At 41.5% G+C, this 13,030-nt stretch carries 10 protein-coding genes, 2 tRNA genes and 1 rRNA gene; 8 read left to right on the top strand and 5 right to left on the bottom strand.

All coding sequences use genetic code 11. The features are described from left to right. The first annotated feature begins 6 nt into the window (after positions 1-6). The 3 genes from ABIS04_RS19665 to cysQ all read left to right on the top strand — a co-directional run bounded on the left by ABIS04_RS19665 (position 7) and on the right by cysQ (position 3,057). A complete protein-coding gene (locus ABIS04_RS19665; RefSeq protein ID WP_371833649.1) occupies positions 7-1,302 on the top strand; it encodes an Ig-like domain-containing protein in 1,296 nt (431 codons plus the stop codon). A 229-nt stretch (positions 1,303-1,531) separates the two neighbouring features. Further along, positions 1,532-2,107, top strand: a complete 576-nt coding sequence (nudE, locus tag ABIS04_RS18280) for an ADP compounds hydrolase NudE (RefSeq protein ID WP_350433473.1) — start codon at positions 1,532-1,534, stop codon at positions 2,105-2,107. Positions 2,108-2,247: 140 nt separating this feature from the next. Continuing rightward, positions 2,248-3,057 (top strand): 3'(2'),5'-bisphosphate nucleotidase CysQ, encoded by an 810-nt coding sequence (cysQ, locus tag ABIS04_RS18275; RefSeq protein WP_137224672.1) that lies wholly within the window; start codon positions 2,248-2,250, stop codon positions 3,055-3,057. Positions 3,058-3,240: 183 nt separating this feature from the next. Here the strand turns inward: cysQ and mnmH are convergent, their stop codons facing one another. The 3 genes from mnmH to ABIS04_RS18260 form a co-directional block, all read right to left on the bottom strand. Beyond that, positions 3,241-4,341, bottom strand: a complete 1,101-nt coding sequence (gene mnmH / locus ABIS04_RS18270) for a tRNA 2-selenouridine(34) synthase MnmH (protein WP_350432006.1) — start codon at positions 4,339-4,341, stop codon at positions 3,241-3,243. Then, the gene (gene selD, locus ABIS04_RS18265) at positions 4,341-5,396 is read right to left on the bottom strand and encodes a selenide, water dikinase SelD (RefSeq protein WP_137224676.1); all 1,056 of its coding nucleotides are present in this window, start codon (positions 5,394-5,396) and stop codon (positions 4,341-4,343) included. Before selD ends, mnmH begins: the two co-directional genes overlap by 1 nt. A 446-nt stretch (positions 5,397-5,842) precedes the next feature. Beyond that, entirely contained in the window at positions 5,843-6,952 is a 1,110-nt protein-coding gene (locus ABIS04_RS18260; RefSeq protein ID WP_137224678.1) for a fatty acid desaturase, read from the bottom strand. 158 nt (positions 6,953-7,110) lie between these two features. Between ABIS04_RS18260 and fabR the strand changes: the two genes are divergently transcribed. Next, the gene (gene fabR / locus ABIS04_RS18255; protein ID WP_137224680.1) at positions 7,111-7,728 is read left to right on the top strand and encodes an HTH-type transcriptional repressor FabR; all 618 of its coding nucleotides are present in this window, start codon (positions 7,111-7,113) and stop codon (positions 7,726-7,728) included. 64 nt (positions 7,729-7,792) lie between these two features. Here the strand turns inward: fabR and trmA are convergent, their stop codons facing one another. Further along, entirely contained in the window at positions 7,793-8,890 is a 1,098-nt protein-coding gene (trmA, locus tag ABIS04_RS18250) for a tRNA (uridine(54)-C5)-methyltransferase TrmA (protein WP_140235349.1), read from the bottom strand. Positions 8,891-9,019: 129 nt separating this feature from the next. On the opposite strand from trmA, the gene murI reads away from it, so the two are divergent. After that, positions 9,020-9,799, top strand: coding sequence for a glutamate racemase (gene murI, locus ABIS04_RS18245; protein WP_137224684.1), 780 nt, complete (start codon positions 9,020-9,022; stop codon positions 9,797-9,799). Positions 9,800-9,847: 48 nt separating this feature from the next. Here murI and ABIS04_RS18240 read toward each other — a convergent pair whose 3' ends face one another. Further along, positions 9,848-10,291, bottom strand: coding sequence for an RNA-binding protein (locus tag ABIS04_RS18240; protein ID WP_140235348.1), 444 nt, complete (start codon positions 10,289-10,291; stop codon positions 9,848-9,850). 685 nt (positions 10,292-10,976) lie between these two features. Between ABIS04_RS18240 and ABIS04_RS18235 the strand changes: the two genes are divergently transcribed. From ABIS04_RS18235 to ABIS04_RS18225, 3 genes are all read left to right on the top strand, one after another. Then, positions 10,977-12,521: ribosomal RNA gene (locus tag ABIS04_RS18235) — 16S ribosomal RNA — on the top strand. Positions 12,522-12,739: 218 nt separating this feature from the next. Then, positions 12,740-12,816 (top strand) — tRNA-Ile (locus ABIS04_RS18230). A gap of 136 nt (positions 12,817-12,952) precedes the next feature. Then, positions 12,953-13,028 (top strand) — tRNA-Ala (locus ABIS04_RS18225). Positions 13,029-13,030 lie beyond the last annotated feature (2 nt).

Genomic DNA, 13,030 nt, shown 5'->3' with positions numbered 1-13,030 from the left:
GCAGTGATGCTCACTGGTAATACTCTGCCCCTAGCTGTGGCCGATGCGGTTACAGTGTCAGTTAATCAGGAGGTTGATATTGACGTACTGGCAAACGACAGTGACGCCGATGGAGATACCTTGACGGTTAAGCAAGTCATCAGTCAGTTTGGTACAGCAGAGGTGTTAGATAACCAACAAGTAAGTTACTTGCCAGCGGACGATTTCATTGGGACAGATGTATTGGTGTATAGCATAAGTGATGGTAACGGTGGCACAGGTAGCAGCAAGTTAACCGTAACTGTTGTGGCGAACAGAGCCCCAATTGCAGTGGATGATATAGCTAATACAGATGATAAAACAACCTTGATATTAGATGTGTTGAGTAATGATACCGATGCAGATAACCAAACATTAAGCGTGATAGCGGTGAGCGCACAGCAAGGTAGCGTCATGATTGAAAATAACAAAATCCGTTATACTCCAATAACTGGTTTTGAAGGTATTGATACTGTGAGTTATACCATTAGTGACGGTGAAGGTGGTGAGGCTAGTGCGAATGTAATGGTTACCGTTACGGCTTTTAAAACTCAAGTAGTCAACAATGAGTCAAGTGGCGGCAGTATGCATTGGTTTTGGAGTGGTCTGCTATTGTTGGTGATAATGCTGCGTATCAAGCCGGAGAATGGTTTTAGATATTATAAGGTTTTATCATTAGGTTTGGTGGTGTTATTGGCAAGCTCGAGCCATGTTCAAGCACAAGAGTCATCAGTGATATCACCTTGGTATTTGGATGCTGTTGTTGGTTTTAGCGAATCGGTTAACACTCAAGCAGAATTGCAGCAGGAAATAACATCCGGTCAGATAGAGGCGTTTGATAAATCAGACACTAGCTTTGGTTTTAGTATCGGCTATCAAGTTAATTCAGTACTTGCTTTTGAACTTGGATATATAGATTTTGGTGAAGGCTCTACGCAGATAAGCGGCGAGAGTTTAAATACTGACCAATATCATGAGTTACTCAAATCCGTGTCGCCAATATTACCTACAGGATTCAGTGTGGGTGTCGAATTGAGTTTAGTCGAGCATGATGGATGGCGATTTTCGGTGCCAGTAGGGGTGTTAATTTGGGAGTCGGAAGCCAAAAGCTACTCCCAAGGGCAAACGTTAACGACTCAGTTTGATGGTACGGATTGGTATACAGGCATGCATTTAGATTATCAATTTACTCGCAATTGGTCTGCAGGTTTAGGGATGGATTATATTGCTTTGGCACCCAACGATATCTTAAGTTACCAATTAAACCTCCGTTATCATTTTTAATTTTTTCTCGGTAAGCTGATGCCTCCTTTTAGTATGTGAAATATCATGCTCAAAGGGGGCATTTTGTTTTATGGTTAAGTTCAACGGTGTTGAGTTGTTATCCACTTCTTATACCGCTAAGATATTTGTTGTTGACCTAGATTTTATTGCAATAAAAACAGGTCACATATTATTTTTGTTTGGTATAAGATTGATGTTTGTGAAAATGACATTATTTGATGAGGCTTCAATGACACAGCGGCATAAAAAGCCGGAGACCCTGCATAGCGAAATTGTTGCCAAAAGCAGACTGTTTCAAATTGAGCAGGTACACCTTAAGTTTTCTAATGGCGTAGAGCGTCAATATGAACGCATGAAAGGGAGTAACAGAGGTGCAGTGATGATTGTCCCCATTCATCAGGGTAATTTGTTACTCGCCAGCGAATACGCTGGAGGTACTGATAATTATGAGCTAGGCTTTCCTAAAGGATTGATTGACCCAGGTGAAACGGCGATAGAAGCTGCCAATAGAGAGCTCCAGGAAGAGATCGGTTTTGGTAGTTATCAATTGACCCATTTAAAAGAGCTATCTCTTGCGCCAAGTTATTTTTCCAGCAAAATGCACATTTTTGTAGCAGAAAAACTGTATCCTAGTCGTTTAGAAGGTGACGAGCCTGAGCCAATTGACGTGATACCTTGGCCATTATCTGATTGGCAGTTATTAATCGATAATGTTGATTTTTCCGAGTCTCGCAGTGTAAGTGCCCTTTTTTTAACTCAACAATATTTGGCTGGATCAACTCATCAGCTTGCTGATGAAAAATAGCTGAAGTTGAAAAACGCTAAATAGGTAACTTATTTTGGCGTATTGAATTCATCATGCAATCACACATAGAATAGGCAATAGCCGTATTTATTGGTGTCCTTGTCAGGTCATCTTTCTCGAATCCAGTAATTGGAGTAGTAATGAAGCCAGAAGATGTAATTGAGCAAGTCATAGACATTGCGACAGAAGCTGGACAAAAAATTCGTGATATTTACCTAAAAGGTAACTTTAAACGCGAAATTAAGTCAGATAACACACCAGTGACGTCTGCTGATTTAGCTGCCAATGATATTATTTGCAGTAAGTTAGCAGAGCTAACACCCGATATTCCTATTTTAAGTGAAGAAGCCGCGGATATTCCATTAAGTGTACGTGAAACATGGAAGCGTTATTGGTTAGTTGATCCACTTGATGGTACTGGCGAGTTCATTGCTGGAAGTGGTGACTTCTCTGTCATTATCGCCTTGATTGAACATAATCGTCCAATTATGGGGGTGGTTTATGTGCCGATGACTAAGGTGTGTTATTACGCAATAGCTGGACTAGGTGCCTATAAGCGTGATGGTAAGAACGAAATACGTATTACCAGTAAACAATTAACCGGTGATGAACCAGAACATTTACGTTTAGCGGTAAGTCGTCGTCAAGATCCTCAATCGGTATTAAAGTTACTTAATAAACCGAACCATTGCGAATTAGTGGTGATGGGCGGAGCAGCATTAAAAAGTTGTTTAGTCGCAGAGGGCAGAGCAGACTGCTATGTTCGCTTAGGACCAACTGGTGAGTGGGATACGGGAGCTGCACAAATTATTATTGAAGAAGCTGGTGGTGCGCTAATTGATATAAATTTACAGCCTATGACCTACAATGAGCGTGAAACGTTAGAAAACCCCAATTTTATTGTAGTCGGTAGTGCCAATTTACCGTGGGATTCACTTTTAACTAAATGATTTGCATATAGTTAATTCGATTTAATAAATATTTTGCAGTGTATTTTTTTGACCGATGGTGAATCATTCATCGAAAGTGTTAATCATCCGTTTAGGTTAGATGAGTTAAATATAGTTAACTTATATGCTGAAGATACCAGACATTATAAAGCCCTCATGATGAGGGCTTTATAATGAAGTGCTTTATGACTTATGGTTATCTAACCATTGGTGTATGGCTTGTCTATTACCTTGAAATATGACTCTATCTTTTTTCTGTTCAAGTTGATACTGGTACATTGGGTCATAATAAATAGTGAGTAACTGGCTTATCCAGTCTAGATGTTTACTGGTATCATTTTGATTCTGTTGCGCATTAAGTGCTTTATCTACTAAGTCTTGCAGTTCTTGATGTAATTTACCGCCTAAGCGTTTACGGATCCCCAGTAAACTTTGGGTCAAATATGCAGTAAAAGCATCGAAACCAGCTTGTTCACCCAAGCGTGACTCATAATCAGCGAGCTTTCCCTCTACATAATCATGCAATAAGCGCGGTAAACGTGCGTCTAATGGTTCATCGAGCACGATAATTTCAGCTTGTTGCATGGCGTGGTAAAAGCTGTGTGGCAGGGCAGAGCGACCAATCAGAATACTTTCATCTTCTAACAGTAAGTGATTATGTTGCTGTTGTTGATGTTTAAGTAATGAAACGGCTAAGTTATTTTCGAAGTTAATTTGACTGGGCTGCGGGTCAATATTTTTGCCAAAGCTCGATCCGCGATGATTTGCTATGCCTTCAAGATCGACAGACTCATCTCGCTGATTGATAACTTCTGTCTTACCGCTACCCGTTATGCCACTTAAAATAAGCATTTTTGTTTGGTTAGGGGTTTGTTCGATAGCATTAATTAAAAAAGTCCGCATGGCTTTGTAGCCCCCTTGAATATAAGGGATGTTTAAGCCTGACTCTTTAATCCATTGCTGTGATAATTGCGAACGTAAACCGCCACGGAAACAATATAAGTAACTGTCTGGGTGTTGAGACAATTGAGCTTGCCAAGCATCTATACGCTGTTGTTTAACTTTTCCGGTTACCAGCTCATGGCCTAATGCGATAGCAGCGTCTTGACCATGTTGTTTATAGCATGTTCCTACCTTCTCGCGTTCACCGTCTTGCATTAACGGTAAATTAATTGAATGGCTAAATGCACCTTTGATAAATTCGACAGGTGCACGCACATCAATTAATGGACGACCTTCTAATAGTATTCTGCCATATTCAGAGCTGGGAATAACCTCGCTCATTAGCTTAATTCCACAAGAACATCATGGCCATCAGAACTCGGTTTATAGGTATTGAGTCTCCCGATACAAATAGCTTCAATTCCATTGGTTTCTAATAATGCTTTAAGTTCATTTTCCGCTTCAGCACTCACTGCAACTAATAATCCTCCACTGGTTTGAGGATCGCAGAGAATGGCTTTTTGATCATCAGTTAAAGGGGGTAAATATTCGCCATAGCTGTCAAAGTTACGATGAGTTCCGCCAGGAATACAGCCAAGAGCCAAGTAATCACTTACTTTTGGTAATAAAGGCACTTGGGATAACACTAAGTTAGCTTTAAGTTTTGCGCCTTGGCAGACTTCAATTAAGTGGCCGGCCAGTCCAAACCCCGTTACGTCTGTTAATGCATTAACACCAACAATTTTAGCAATATCGATACCAATCTTGTTGAGCTGACACATCGCATCAGGCGCAATTAGACTATCTTCATCACGGAGTTTTTTCTGTTTCTGTGCTGTTGTCAGAATACCAATACCAATCGGTTTGGTGAGGTATAAACGATCGCCTGCTTTGGCGGTATCGTTTTGTTTTACTTGTTCAAGCGGAATTTGCCCTGTTACGGCTAATCCAAAAATAGGTTCAGGAGCATCGATACTGTGACCTCCAGCCAACATAATACCGGCATCGGCACAGGCTTGACGTCCACCATCTACTACTTGTTGTGCTACTTCTGCGGGTAATTTATTAATTGGCCAGCCTAAAATGGCAATCGCCATTATGGGAGTACCACCCATAGCGTATATATCACTGATGGCATTGGTGGCTGCAATTCGGCCAAAGGTAAATGGGTCATCTACAATGGGCATAAAAAAGTCTGTGGTACTGATAATGCCAGTTTGTTCATTTAGCTTATAAACAGCGGCATCGTCACGGGTTTGATTACCCACTAATAAGTTCGGATCAGTAAATACGGGGAGTTGTGATGCAAGAATGGTGCTTAATACTTTAGGGGAGATCTTACAGCCGCAGCCTGCGCCATGGCTATATTCGGTTAGTTTGATTGCTTGCTGAGACATATTAGTTGATCTTTCGATGGCGAATTGAGCAGCAATTATAATCATTATTAGGCAGAATATCTTGTGTTTTAGTCGTTTATCAAACTTAGTCGATCTTTTTTAAAGCTATAAAAATATTATTATGAACATTAGCTTATTTTATTTTTAGGTCAATTCAATGTATCGCTAATGTTATGCGGTAGTTAGGTGAGCATGGTGGTAAGGAGTAAAGGTAATATACGCGAACACATGTTCAGTGAGTGTTGCACTTAATTGATTGTCGTGTGAGCCAATACACATAGTTGCTACAGCAACGAACGACTGACCTCTATTTTGGGCTCGTAGAAAGAATGAATTGTAAAACGGGGTATATCTTAAGTTGAAGATAACAGTGGCATTATTTGGGATTGCTCAAAATAAAAAAGGTCACGTATGTACGTGACCTTTTAAATAGTTAAGCATTAGCTTTACTGTGCATAGGCAGCTGTTAAGCTTTTCCAATTACGTTGTTGCTCAAGAAATTGATTACGTAATAATTGTACCTGCTGTTTGAGGTTATGGTCAGTTAGTTGCTTACGTTTTGCTTCTAACAAGCTTTTTTGAGCTTGATAATATTCAACTAAGTGTTGCTTCATTAGCTCATACTCTGTTTGAAATTTTTCAATTATTTCATCACAGTTAGGTAAGTGAGCAACCTGATTTTGAGCCTCTAAAAGCTGCATTTGCAAACGGGCACTTTCAATACGTTCTTGTGGAACTTGACGTAAATTACTGGTTAAGCCAAACCAACTCATTAGCTTGATTAACCATTTGGTTGGATCGTAATCCCACCATTTAATACCGTTACGGTAATCATTTTCGAAAATATGATGAAAGTTGTGATAACCCTCTCCATACGTAAACAATGCTAAAATGGCATTATCTTTAGCTGTATTTTTATCTGTGTACGGTTGTTTACCCCAGATATGAGCCAATGAATTGATAAAGAAAGTACAGTGATGTACTACCACTAGACGCAATAAGCCTGCCATTAATACCATAGATAGAATATCGCCATTTAACCAACCGATAAATGCTGGCAAACCAATATTCATTAGTATCACTAAAGCTAAATAGTGTTTGTGTTGCCACATAACGATACGATCATTTTGTAAATCACGTACATTGTTATAATCACTATAACGACTTGCCTGATACTCGCGCAGCATCCAACCGATATGACTATACCAAAATCCCATTTTTGCGGAATATGGATCTTTATCATTATTATCAACATGTTTGTGATGAACGCGGTGATCACTACACCAGTGTAATGCACTGTTTTGAAGTGCGAGCGCCCCACCTAGTGCGTATAAAAAACGTACCGAAGAGTGAGCTTTATAAGCTTTATGAGACCATAATCTGTGGTAACCCGCAGTGATCGATAGACCACTTGCGTAAGCAAAAATAACAAACGAAATCCATTCAATGCCATCAAAGCCATGGGTAATACCACGCCAAGGGACTAATACTAGAGCGCCAATAAAAGTAATGGCAAATAACAGTGTATTAAGCCAAATGATTGGAGGTTTTTTCATTTAATAGGGTTCCAATAAATAGGTTTAAAAGAAGGTTGAGCGTACAATTGTACGCTAATTTAACTTAATGAGCTAGCCATGGTCAAGTTTAACAGGGCTGTGTTTCTGTTTTAAAAACGGTATTATCTGTGAATTAATAGTGATTGAATGGATTAGTAATGGGTGTTAGAGCACAACAAAAAGAAAAAACTCGTCGAGCATTAGTTGATGCTGCATTTAATCAGCTTAATGCTGAGCGAAGTTTTTCTAGCTTAAGCTTACGTGAAGTGGCTCGCGAAGCGGGTATTGCACCTACATCTTTCTATCGTCATTTTAAAGATATGAACGAACTGGGTTTGACTATGGTTGATGAAGGTGGATTAACCCTACGTCAAATGATGCGTAAAGGGCGTCAACGTGCTGAAGCGGGTGGCAGTGTAATCCGTATTTCTGTCGACACTTTTATGGAAGTCTTGGAGTCAAATCCGAACGTATTTAGAATACTGTTACATGAACGTTCTGGTACCTCTGCAGCATTTAGAGCTGCCGTTGAGCGTGAAATTGAGCACTTCATATCTGAACTTGCTCATTATACTGAAGCACAGACAAATCGTACACCTGTGTTAGCGCGTGCTCAAGCTGAAGCTCTCGTTATTTTAGTCTTCAATGCGGGCGCATCAGCGTTGGATTCAAAACGTAGTGAACGAAGATTATTAGCCGATCAATTAGTACTACATTTGCGTATGGTTGCTACTGGCGCTGAAGCGTTACAACATAAAATAGACAATCGAGCCTAATCGATTGCCTTTTTTATCAAACGAGGCATAAATTTTTTGCCCCCTGTTTGAATAGCACCTTTAATTACAGACGCTCTAGCAAAACGCCAGATTCCATATGGTCGGTATAAGGGAATTGGTCAAATAGCGCGAAGCGAGTGATTTTGTGGGTTTGACTTAACGTGAGTAAATTATCATTGAGGGTTTCTGGGTTACAAGATATATATAAAATCCGCTCATAACCTTGGATAAGCTTCAATGTTTCAGGATCAATACCAGCGCGTGGTGGATCAACAAAGATAGTATTGCAATCGTAACTGTCTAAATCGATACCCTCTAAACGTCTAAATTGACGTTTTTTAGCCATCGCATCGCTAAAATCTTCTGCCGACATACGAATAATTTGGACGTTAGTGACATTGTTGATATCAATATTGTACTGCGCAGCGTCAACAGAAGGTTTAGCCAACTCTGTGGCTAATACTCGATTGAAATTTTGAGCGAGGGCAATCGTAAAATTACCATTACCGCAGTACAACTCAAGTAAATCACCTTGGCTATTTTTAGTAGCATCAATAGCCCACTCCAACATTTTTACTGATACTTTAGCGTTGGGCTGGGTAAAACTGTTCTCAATTTGTTTGTAATGCAATACCTGTTCATTAACCGTTAATGTCTCAACCACAAAATCTTTATCTAAATCGATTTTCTGCTTACGCGCACGGCCAATAATATTGACATTGAATTGGGTACATAATTTTGCTTTTAATTGAGTTGCTTGTTCACGCCACTCTTCATCAAGCTGGCGGTGGTAAAGTAAAGAAACCAGTATTTCACCACTTAATGTCGACAAAAAATCAATTTGAAATAGTCTGTGGCGTAACGCCGGATTGGGTCTTAATTCTTCAATCAAAGTCGCCATCATTTGATTAATCAATTTACCAGCAGGTAAATATTGATCGCAACGCACTTTTGCATTCAGTGCTTTATCAAACATGTAGTAATATAGGTCATCGCCTTCGTGCCACATTCTAAATTCTGCACGCATACGGTAATTAGCTACTTCTGAAGCGAATACCTCTAGTGCGGGTGGGTTGAAGCTGGCAAAGGTCTGCTCTAGCTTGATGCGCTTTTGTTGTAATTGTGCATCGTAGTTTTTAGGGTCCATTGCAGCTAAATTCATATCGTCCACCTAAGGCTGTAAAAATGGGCGCAAATATTATACTAAATGACGCTCATGTCTAGTATTACGCGCCTAAGTATAAAGTTACATGATGATTAATGCTGAGCATATACATATTTGGAGCCCATATTGTCTGGACCTATTTTAGTGTTTGATTCTGGTATCGGCGGATTGTCGGTTATGAATGAAATTAGAAAACTACTGCCACAGCATGATTATTGCTATTTATTTGATAATGCACGTTTACCCTATGGAAACTTATCAGAGCAAGAATTAATCGTGGGCTGTGTTGCATTGATAACCTTTCATGCTAGACGTCTCAATGCCAGTATTGTTGTTGTGGCGTGCAATACCGCCAGCACTCTAGTGCTACCCGAATTACGTAAGCAATTATCGATCCCTATCGTCGGTGTGGTTCCGGCAATTAAACCTGCTGCGATGCTATCAAAGAAAAAACACATTGGTTTGCTGGCAACTCCAGGTACAGTAAAGCGAGATTATACTCAGGCATTAATTAGCCAATTTGCAGAAGGTTGTAAGGTTGAATTGTTTGGTACGTCGGAGTTAGTCCTACTAGCAGAGCAACATGTTGCGCAGATACCGATAGACTTAATCGTATTAAAACAACTGCTATTGCCCATTATAGAATCGGATATCGATGTACTAGTGCTTGGTTGTACACATTTCCCCATAATCGCGGCGGAAATTAGTCAATGCTTAGGAAGTGATGTGGCATTACTGGATTCAGGAGAGGCAGTTGCAAAGCGAGTGAGATTTCTATTAAGTAAAGAACAGCAAGGGAATAAGCACTTACAAGCTTGTTACACGAAAGGGATTAGCGAGGGATTAAAAGGAACATTAGTCGATTATGGTTTTGGTGATTTTTCGCTGGTAACCATAACCGACTAACAACACTGCTTAAATTGAACAGTGATAAGAATCTACTTTAAATAGCAATTAGCTATTATCTGAATCAGATTCTTGTGATTTAGCTTCTCTTACCTTTAACGTGCGTTCTTGAAAGCTGTAGTCGTTTAATTTCGACATTGCTTTCTGTGCGCCCGCTTCAGACATCTCAACAAAACCAAATCCTTTACGACGTCCTGTTTTACGGTCTCGCACTAAACGAACTGAGTTAACCGGTCCGTATTCGCCAAACAATGCCTTTACTTCTCCTTCATGAACACGGTAAGGCAAATTGCCTACATATAGTGTCATGGTAGGGCCAACATAAGGTTCGTCAGAAGAACTTGAACCGCTAGATGGCATAAAGGTGAAAATTAACGTCGCAACGACTACACCAGCAATAAACGCTACCGAAGATGGTGTACCGCCAAACTGAGAAAAAACAAAAGCGCCAAGAAGCGCCGCAATCAAAACAATCACGAATGATTTCTGCATAAAATAATCTCTAATGAATATAAAAATGATAAATAACTGTTAAATACTATTACATACTAATTAAAAATTACCAGATAAACCAGACCGCTGTTGAAAAATTGAGCTTAAAAGTCACTTAAATATCAAAAACAAGCATTTCCCATTTCATTGAAGATGGTTCTTTAAGCAAAAAAGCTAAAAAAGAATCGATCTGCATAAAAGTTCGACGTTCAATACGTTTCATCAATAAAAGCGCTTGCACTAAATCTTGTGTTGCCTATAATGCGCATCCACTGACACGGCAGACAGCGCAAGCAGTCACCGGGTTAGGTTGAATTAAGTGCCTCAAAACACTGAGTTCAGCAGCGAAAAGAAAGTTTGAAAAAACACTTGACGCCATAAAGGGAATGCGTAAAATACGCAGCCCAAGCCAACGACCTAGCGTCTTACGGCGATGCATGAAAGATAGCATCAACGCTCTTTAACAATTTATCAAGTAATCTGTGTGGACATTCACAGGTATTGAGTTATTCGAAATTGTCTTCTGTTCTTCGGAATGTTGGCAATCAAAAAATTTCAACTCAATGCAACGATGAATGTTCATAGCAATATGTAACAAGCATTTTATAGATTCTTCCGAGTTTATAAGGTGTAAATCAGAATTCATTGAGCCGAGATATTCCTAACCGAGTATTTCAAAAAACTTTAATTGAAGAGTTTGATCATGGCTCAGATTGAACGCTGGCGGCAGGCCTAACACATGCAAGTCGAGCGGTAACAGAGAGGAAGCTTGCTTTCTTTGCTGACGAGCGGCGGACGGGTGAGTAATGCCTAGGGATCTGCCCAGTCGAGGGGGATAACAGTTGGAAACGACTGCTAATACCGCATACGCCCTACGGGGGAAAGGAGGGGACCTTCGGGCCTTTCGCGATTGGATGAACCTAGGTGGGATTAGCTAGTTGGTGAGGTAATGGCTCACCAAGGCGACGATCCCTAGCTGTTCTGAGAGGATGATCAGCCACACTGGGACTGAGACACGGCCCAGACTCCTACGGGAGGCAGCAGTGGGGAATATTGCACAATGGGGGAAACCCTGATGCAGCCATGCCGCGTGTGTGAAGAAGGCCTTCGGGTTGTAAAGCACTTTCAGTAGGGAGGAAAGGTAGCGTGTTAATAGCACGCTGCTGTGACGTTACCTACAGAAGAAGGACCGGCTAACTTCGTGCCAGCAGCCGCGGTAATACGAGGGGTCCGAGCGTTAATCGGAATTACTGGGCGTAAAGCGTACGCAGGCGGTTCATTAAGCTAGATGTGAAATCCCCGGGCTCAACCTGGGAATTGCATTTAGAACTGGTGAACTAGAGTCTTGTAGAGGGGGGTAGAATTTCAGGTGTAGCGGTGAAATGCGTAGAGATCTGAAGGAATACCGGTGGCGAAGGCGGCCCCCTGGACAAAGACTGACGCTCATGTACGAAAGCGTGGGGAGCAAACAGGATTAGATACCCTGGTAGTCCACGCCGTAAACGATGTCTACTCGGAGTTTGGTGACTTAGTCACTGGGCTCCCAAGCTAACGCATTAAGTAGACCGCCTGGGGAGTAGGGCCGCAAGGTTAAAACTCAAATGAATTGACGGGGGCCCGCACAAGCGGTGGAGCATGTGGTTTAATTCGATGCAACGCGAAGAACCTTACCTACTCTTGACATCCACAGAAGCCGGAAGAGATTCTGGTGTGCCTTCGGGAACTGTGAGACAGGTGCTGCATGGCTGTCGTCAGCTCGTGTTGTGAAATGTTGGGTTAAGTCCCGCAACGAGCGCAACCCCTATCCTTATTTGCCAGCACGTAATGGTGGGAACTCTAGGGAGACTGCCGGTGATAAACCGGAGGAAGGTGGGGACGACGTCAAGTCATCATGGCCCTTACGAGTAGGGCTACACACGTGCTACAATGGCGTATACAGAGGGTTGCAAAGCCGCGAGGTGGAGCTAATCTCACAAAGTACGTCGTAGTCCGGATTGGAGTCTGCAACTCGACTCCATGAAGTCGGAATCGCTAGTAATCGTAGATCAGAATGCTACGGTGAATACGTTCCCGGGCCTTGTACACACCGCCCGTCACACCATGGGAGTGGGCTGCAAAAGAAGTGGGTAGTTTAACCTTCGGGAGAACGCTCACCACTTTGTGGTTCATGACTGGGGTGAAGTCGTAACAAGGTAGCCCTAGGGGAACCTGGGGCTGGATCACCTCCTTACCTATACGACTAACTCAATACCTAAAAGTGCAGCGATGCATGTGAGTGTTCACACAGATTACTTGATAGAAAGAAAGAGAAAGATATCGAAAGGTATTTTTGAGGATTTTGATTCTTAATCAAGGCACTTGATGAGTCTCGCAAGGAGTGTGCTTTTAGCACATGACTGAGAAACGAAGAAAGTAACGCCGAGTAAGGATGAAAAGACCAAAAAGAATGGGTCTGTAGCTCAGCTGGTTAGAGCGCACCCCTGATAAGGGTGAGGTCGGTGGTTCAAGTCCACTCTGACCCACCAAATCTTCTTTAACTCTGCGTTGATTTATACCTCGTTTAGCAAGCTAAACGTCGGCATAAACCGCCTTGATTTAAATCGATTTGGCTTCGCCAATCCTATGATTGGATACTGGATATTAATCTCACTGCATGTAAATGGGGCTATAGCTCAGCTGGGAGAGCGCCTGCCTTGCACGCAGGAGGTCTGCGGTTCGATCCCGCATAGCTCCACCATT

Origin of the sequence: Shewanella sp. H8 (assembly GCF_040285065.1) — a bacterium.
In the GTDB taxonomy this organism is placed as follows: domain Bacteria; phylum Pseudomonadota; class Gammaproteobacteria; order Enterobacterales; family Shewanellaceae; genus Shewanella; species Shewanella polaris.
The sequence above is the reverse complement of the archived record's forward strand: the minus strand, read 5'-3'. Positions and strand labels throughout refer to the sequence as shown.

Excerpts from the sequence above, each read along its gene's own strand:
- ABIS04_RS19665 (WP_371833649.1), top strand. The coding sequence starts at position 7 with ATGCTCACTGGTAATACTCTGCCCCTAGCTGTGGCCGATGCGGTTACA.
- nudE (WP_350433473.1), top strand. The coding sequence starts at position 1,532 with ATGACACAGCGGCATAAAAAGCCGGAGACCCTGCATAGCGAAATTGTT.
- cysQ (WP_137224672.1), top strand. The coding sequence starts at position 2,248 with ATGAAGCCAGAAGATGTAATTGAGCAAGTCATAGACATTGCGACAGAA.
- mnmH (WP_350432006.1), bottom strand. The coding sequence starts at position 4,341 with ATGAGCGAGGTTATTCCCAGCTCTGAATATGGCAGAATACTATTAGAA.
- selD (WP_137224676.1), bottom strand. The coding sequence starts at position 5,396 with ATGTCTCAGCAAGCAATCAAACTAACCGAATATAGCCATGGCGCAGGC.
- ABIS04_RS18260 (WP_137224678.1), bottom strand. The coding sequence starts at position 6,952 with ATGAAAAAACCTCCAATCATTTGGCTTAATACACTGTTATTTGCCATT.
- fabR (WP_137224680.1), top strand. The coding sequence starts at position 7,111 with ATGGGTGTTAGAGCACAACAAAAAGAAAAAACTCGTCGAGCATTAGTT.
- trmA (WP_140235349.1), bottom strand. The coding sequence starts at position 8,890 with ATGAATTTAGCTGCAATGGACCCTAAAAACTACGATGCACAATTACAA.
- ABIS04_RS18240 (WP_140235348.1), bottom strand. The coding sequence starts at position 10,291 with ATGCAGAAATCATTCGTGATTGTTTTGATTGCGGCGCTTCTTGGCGCT.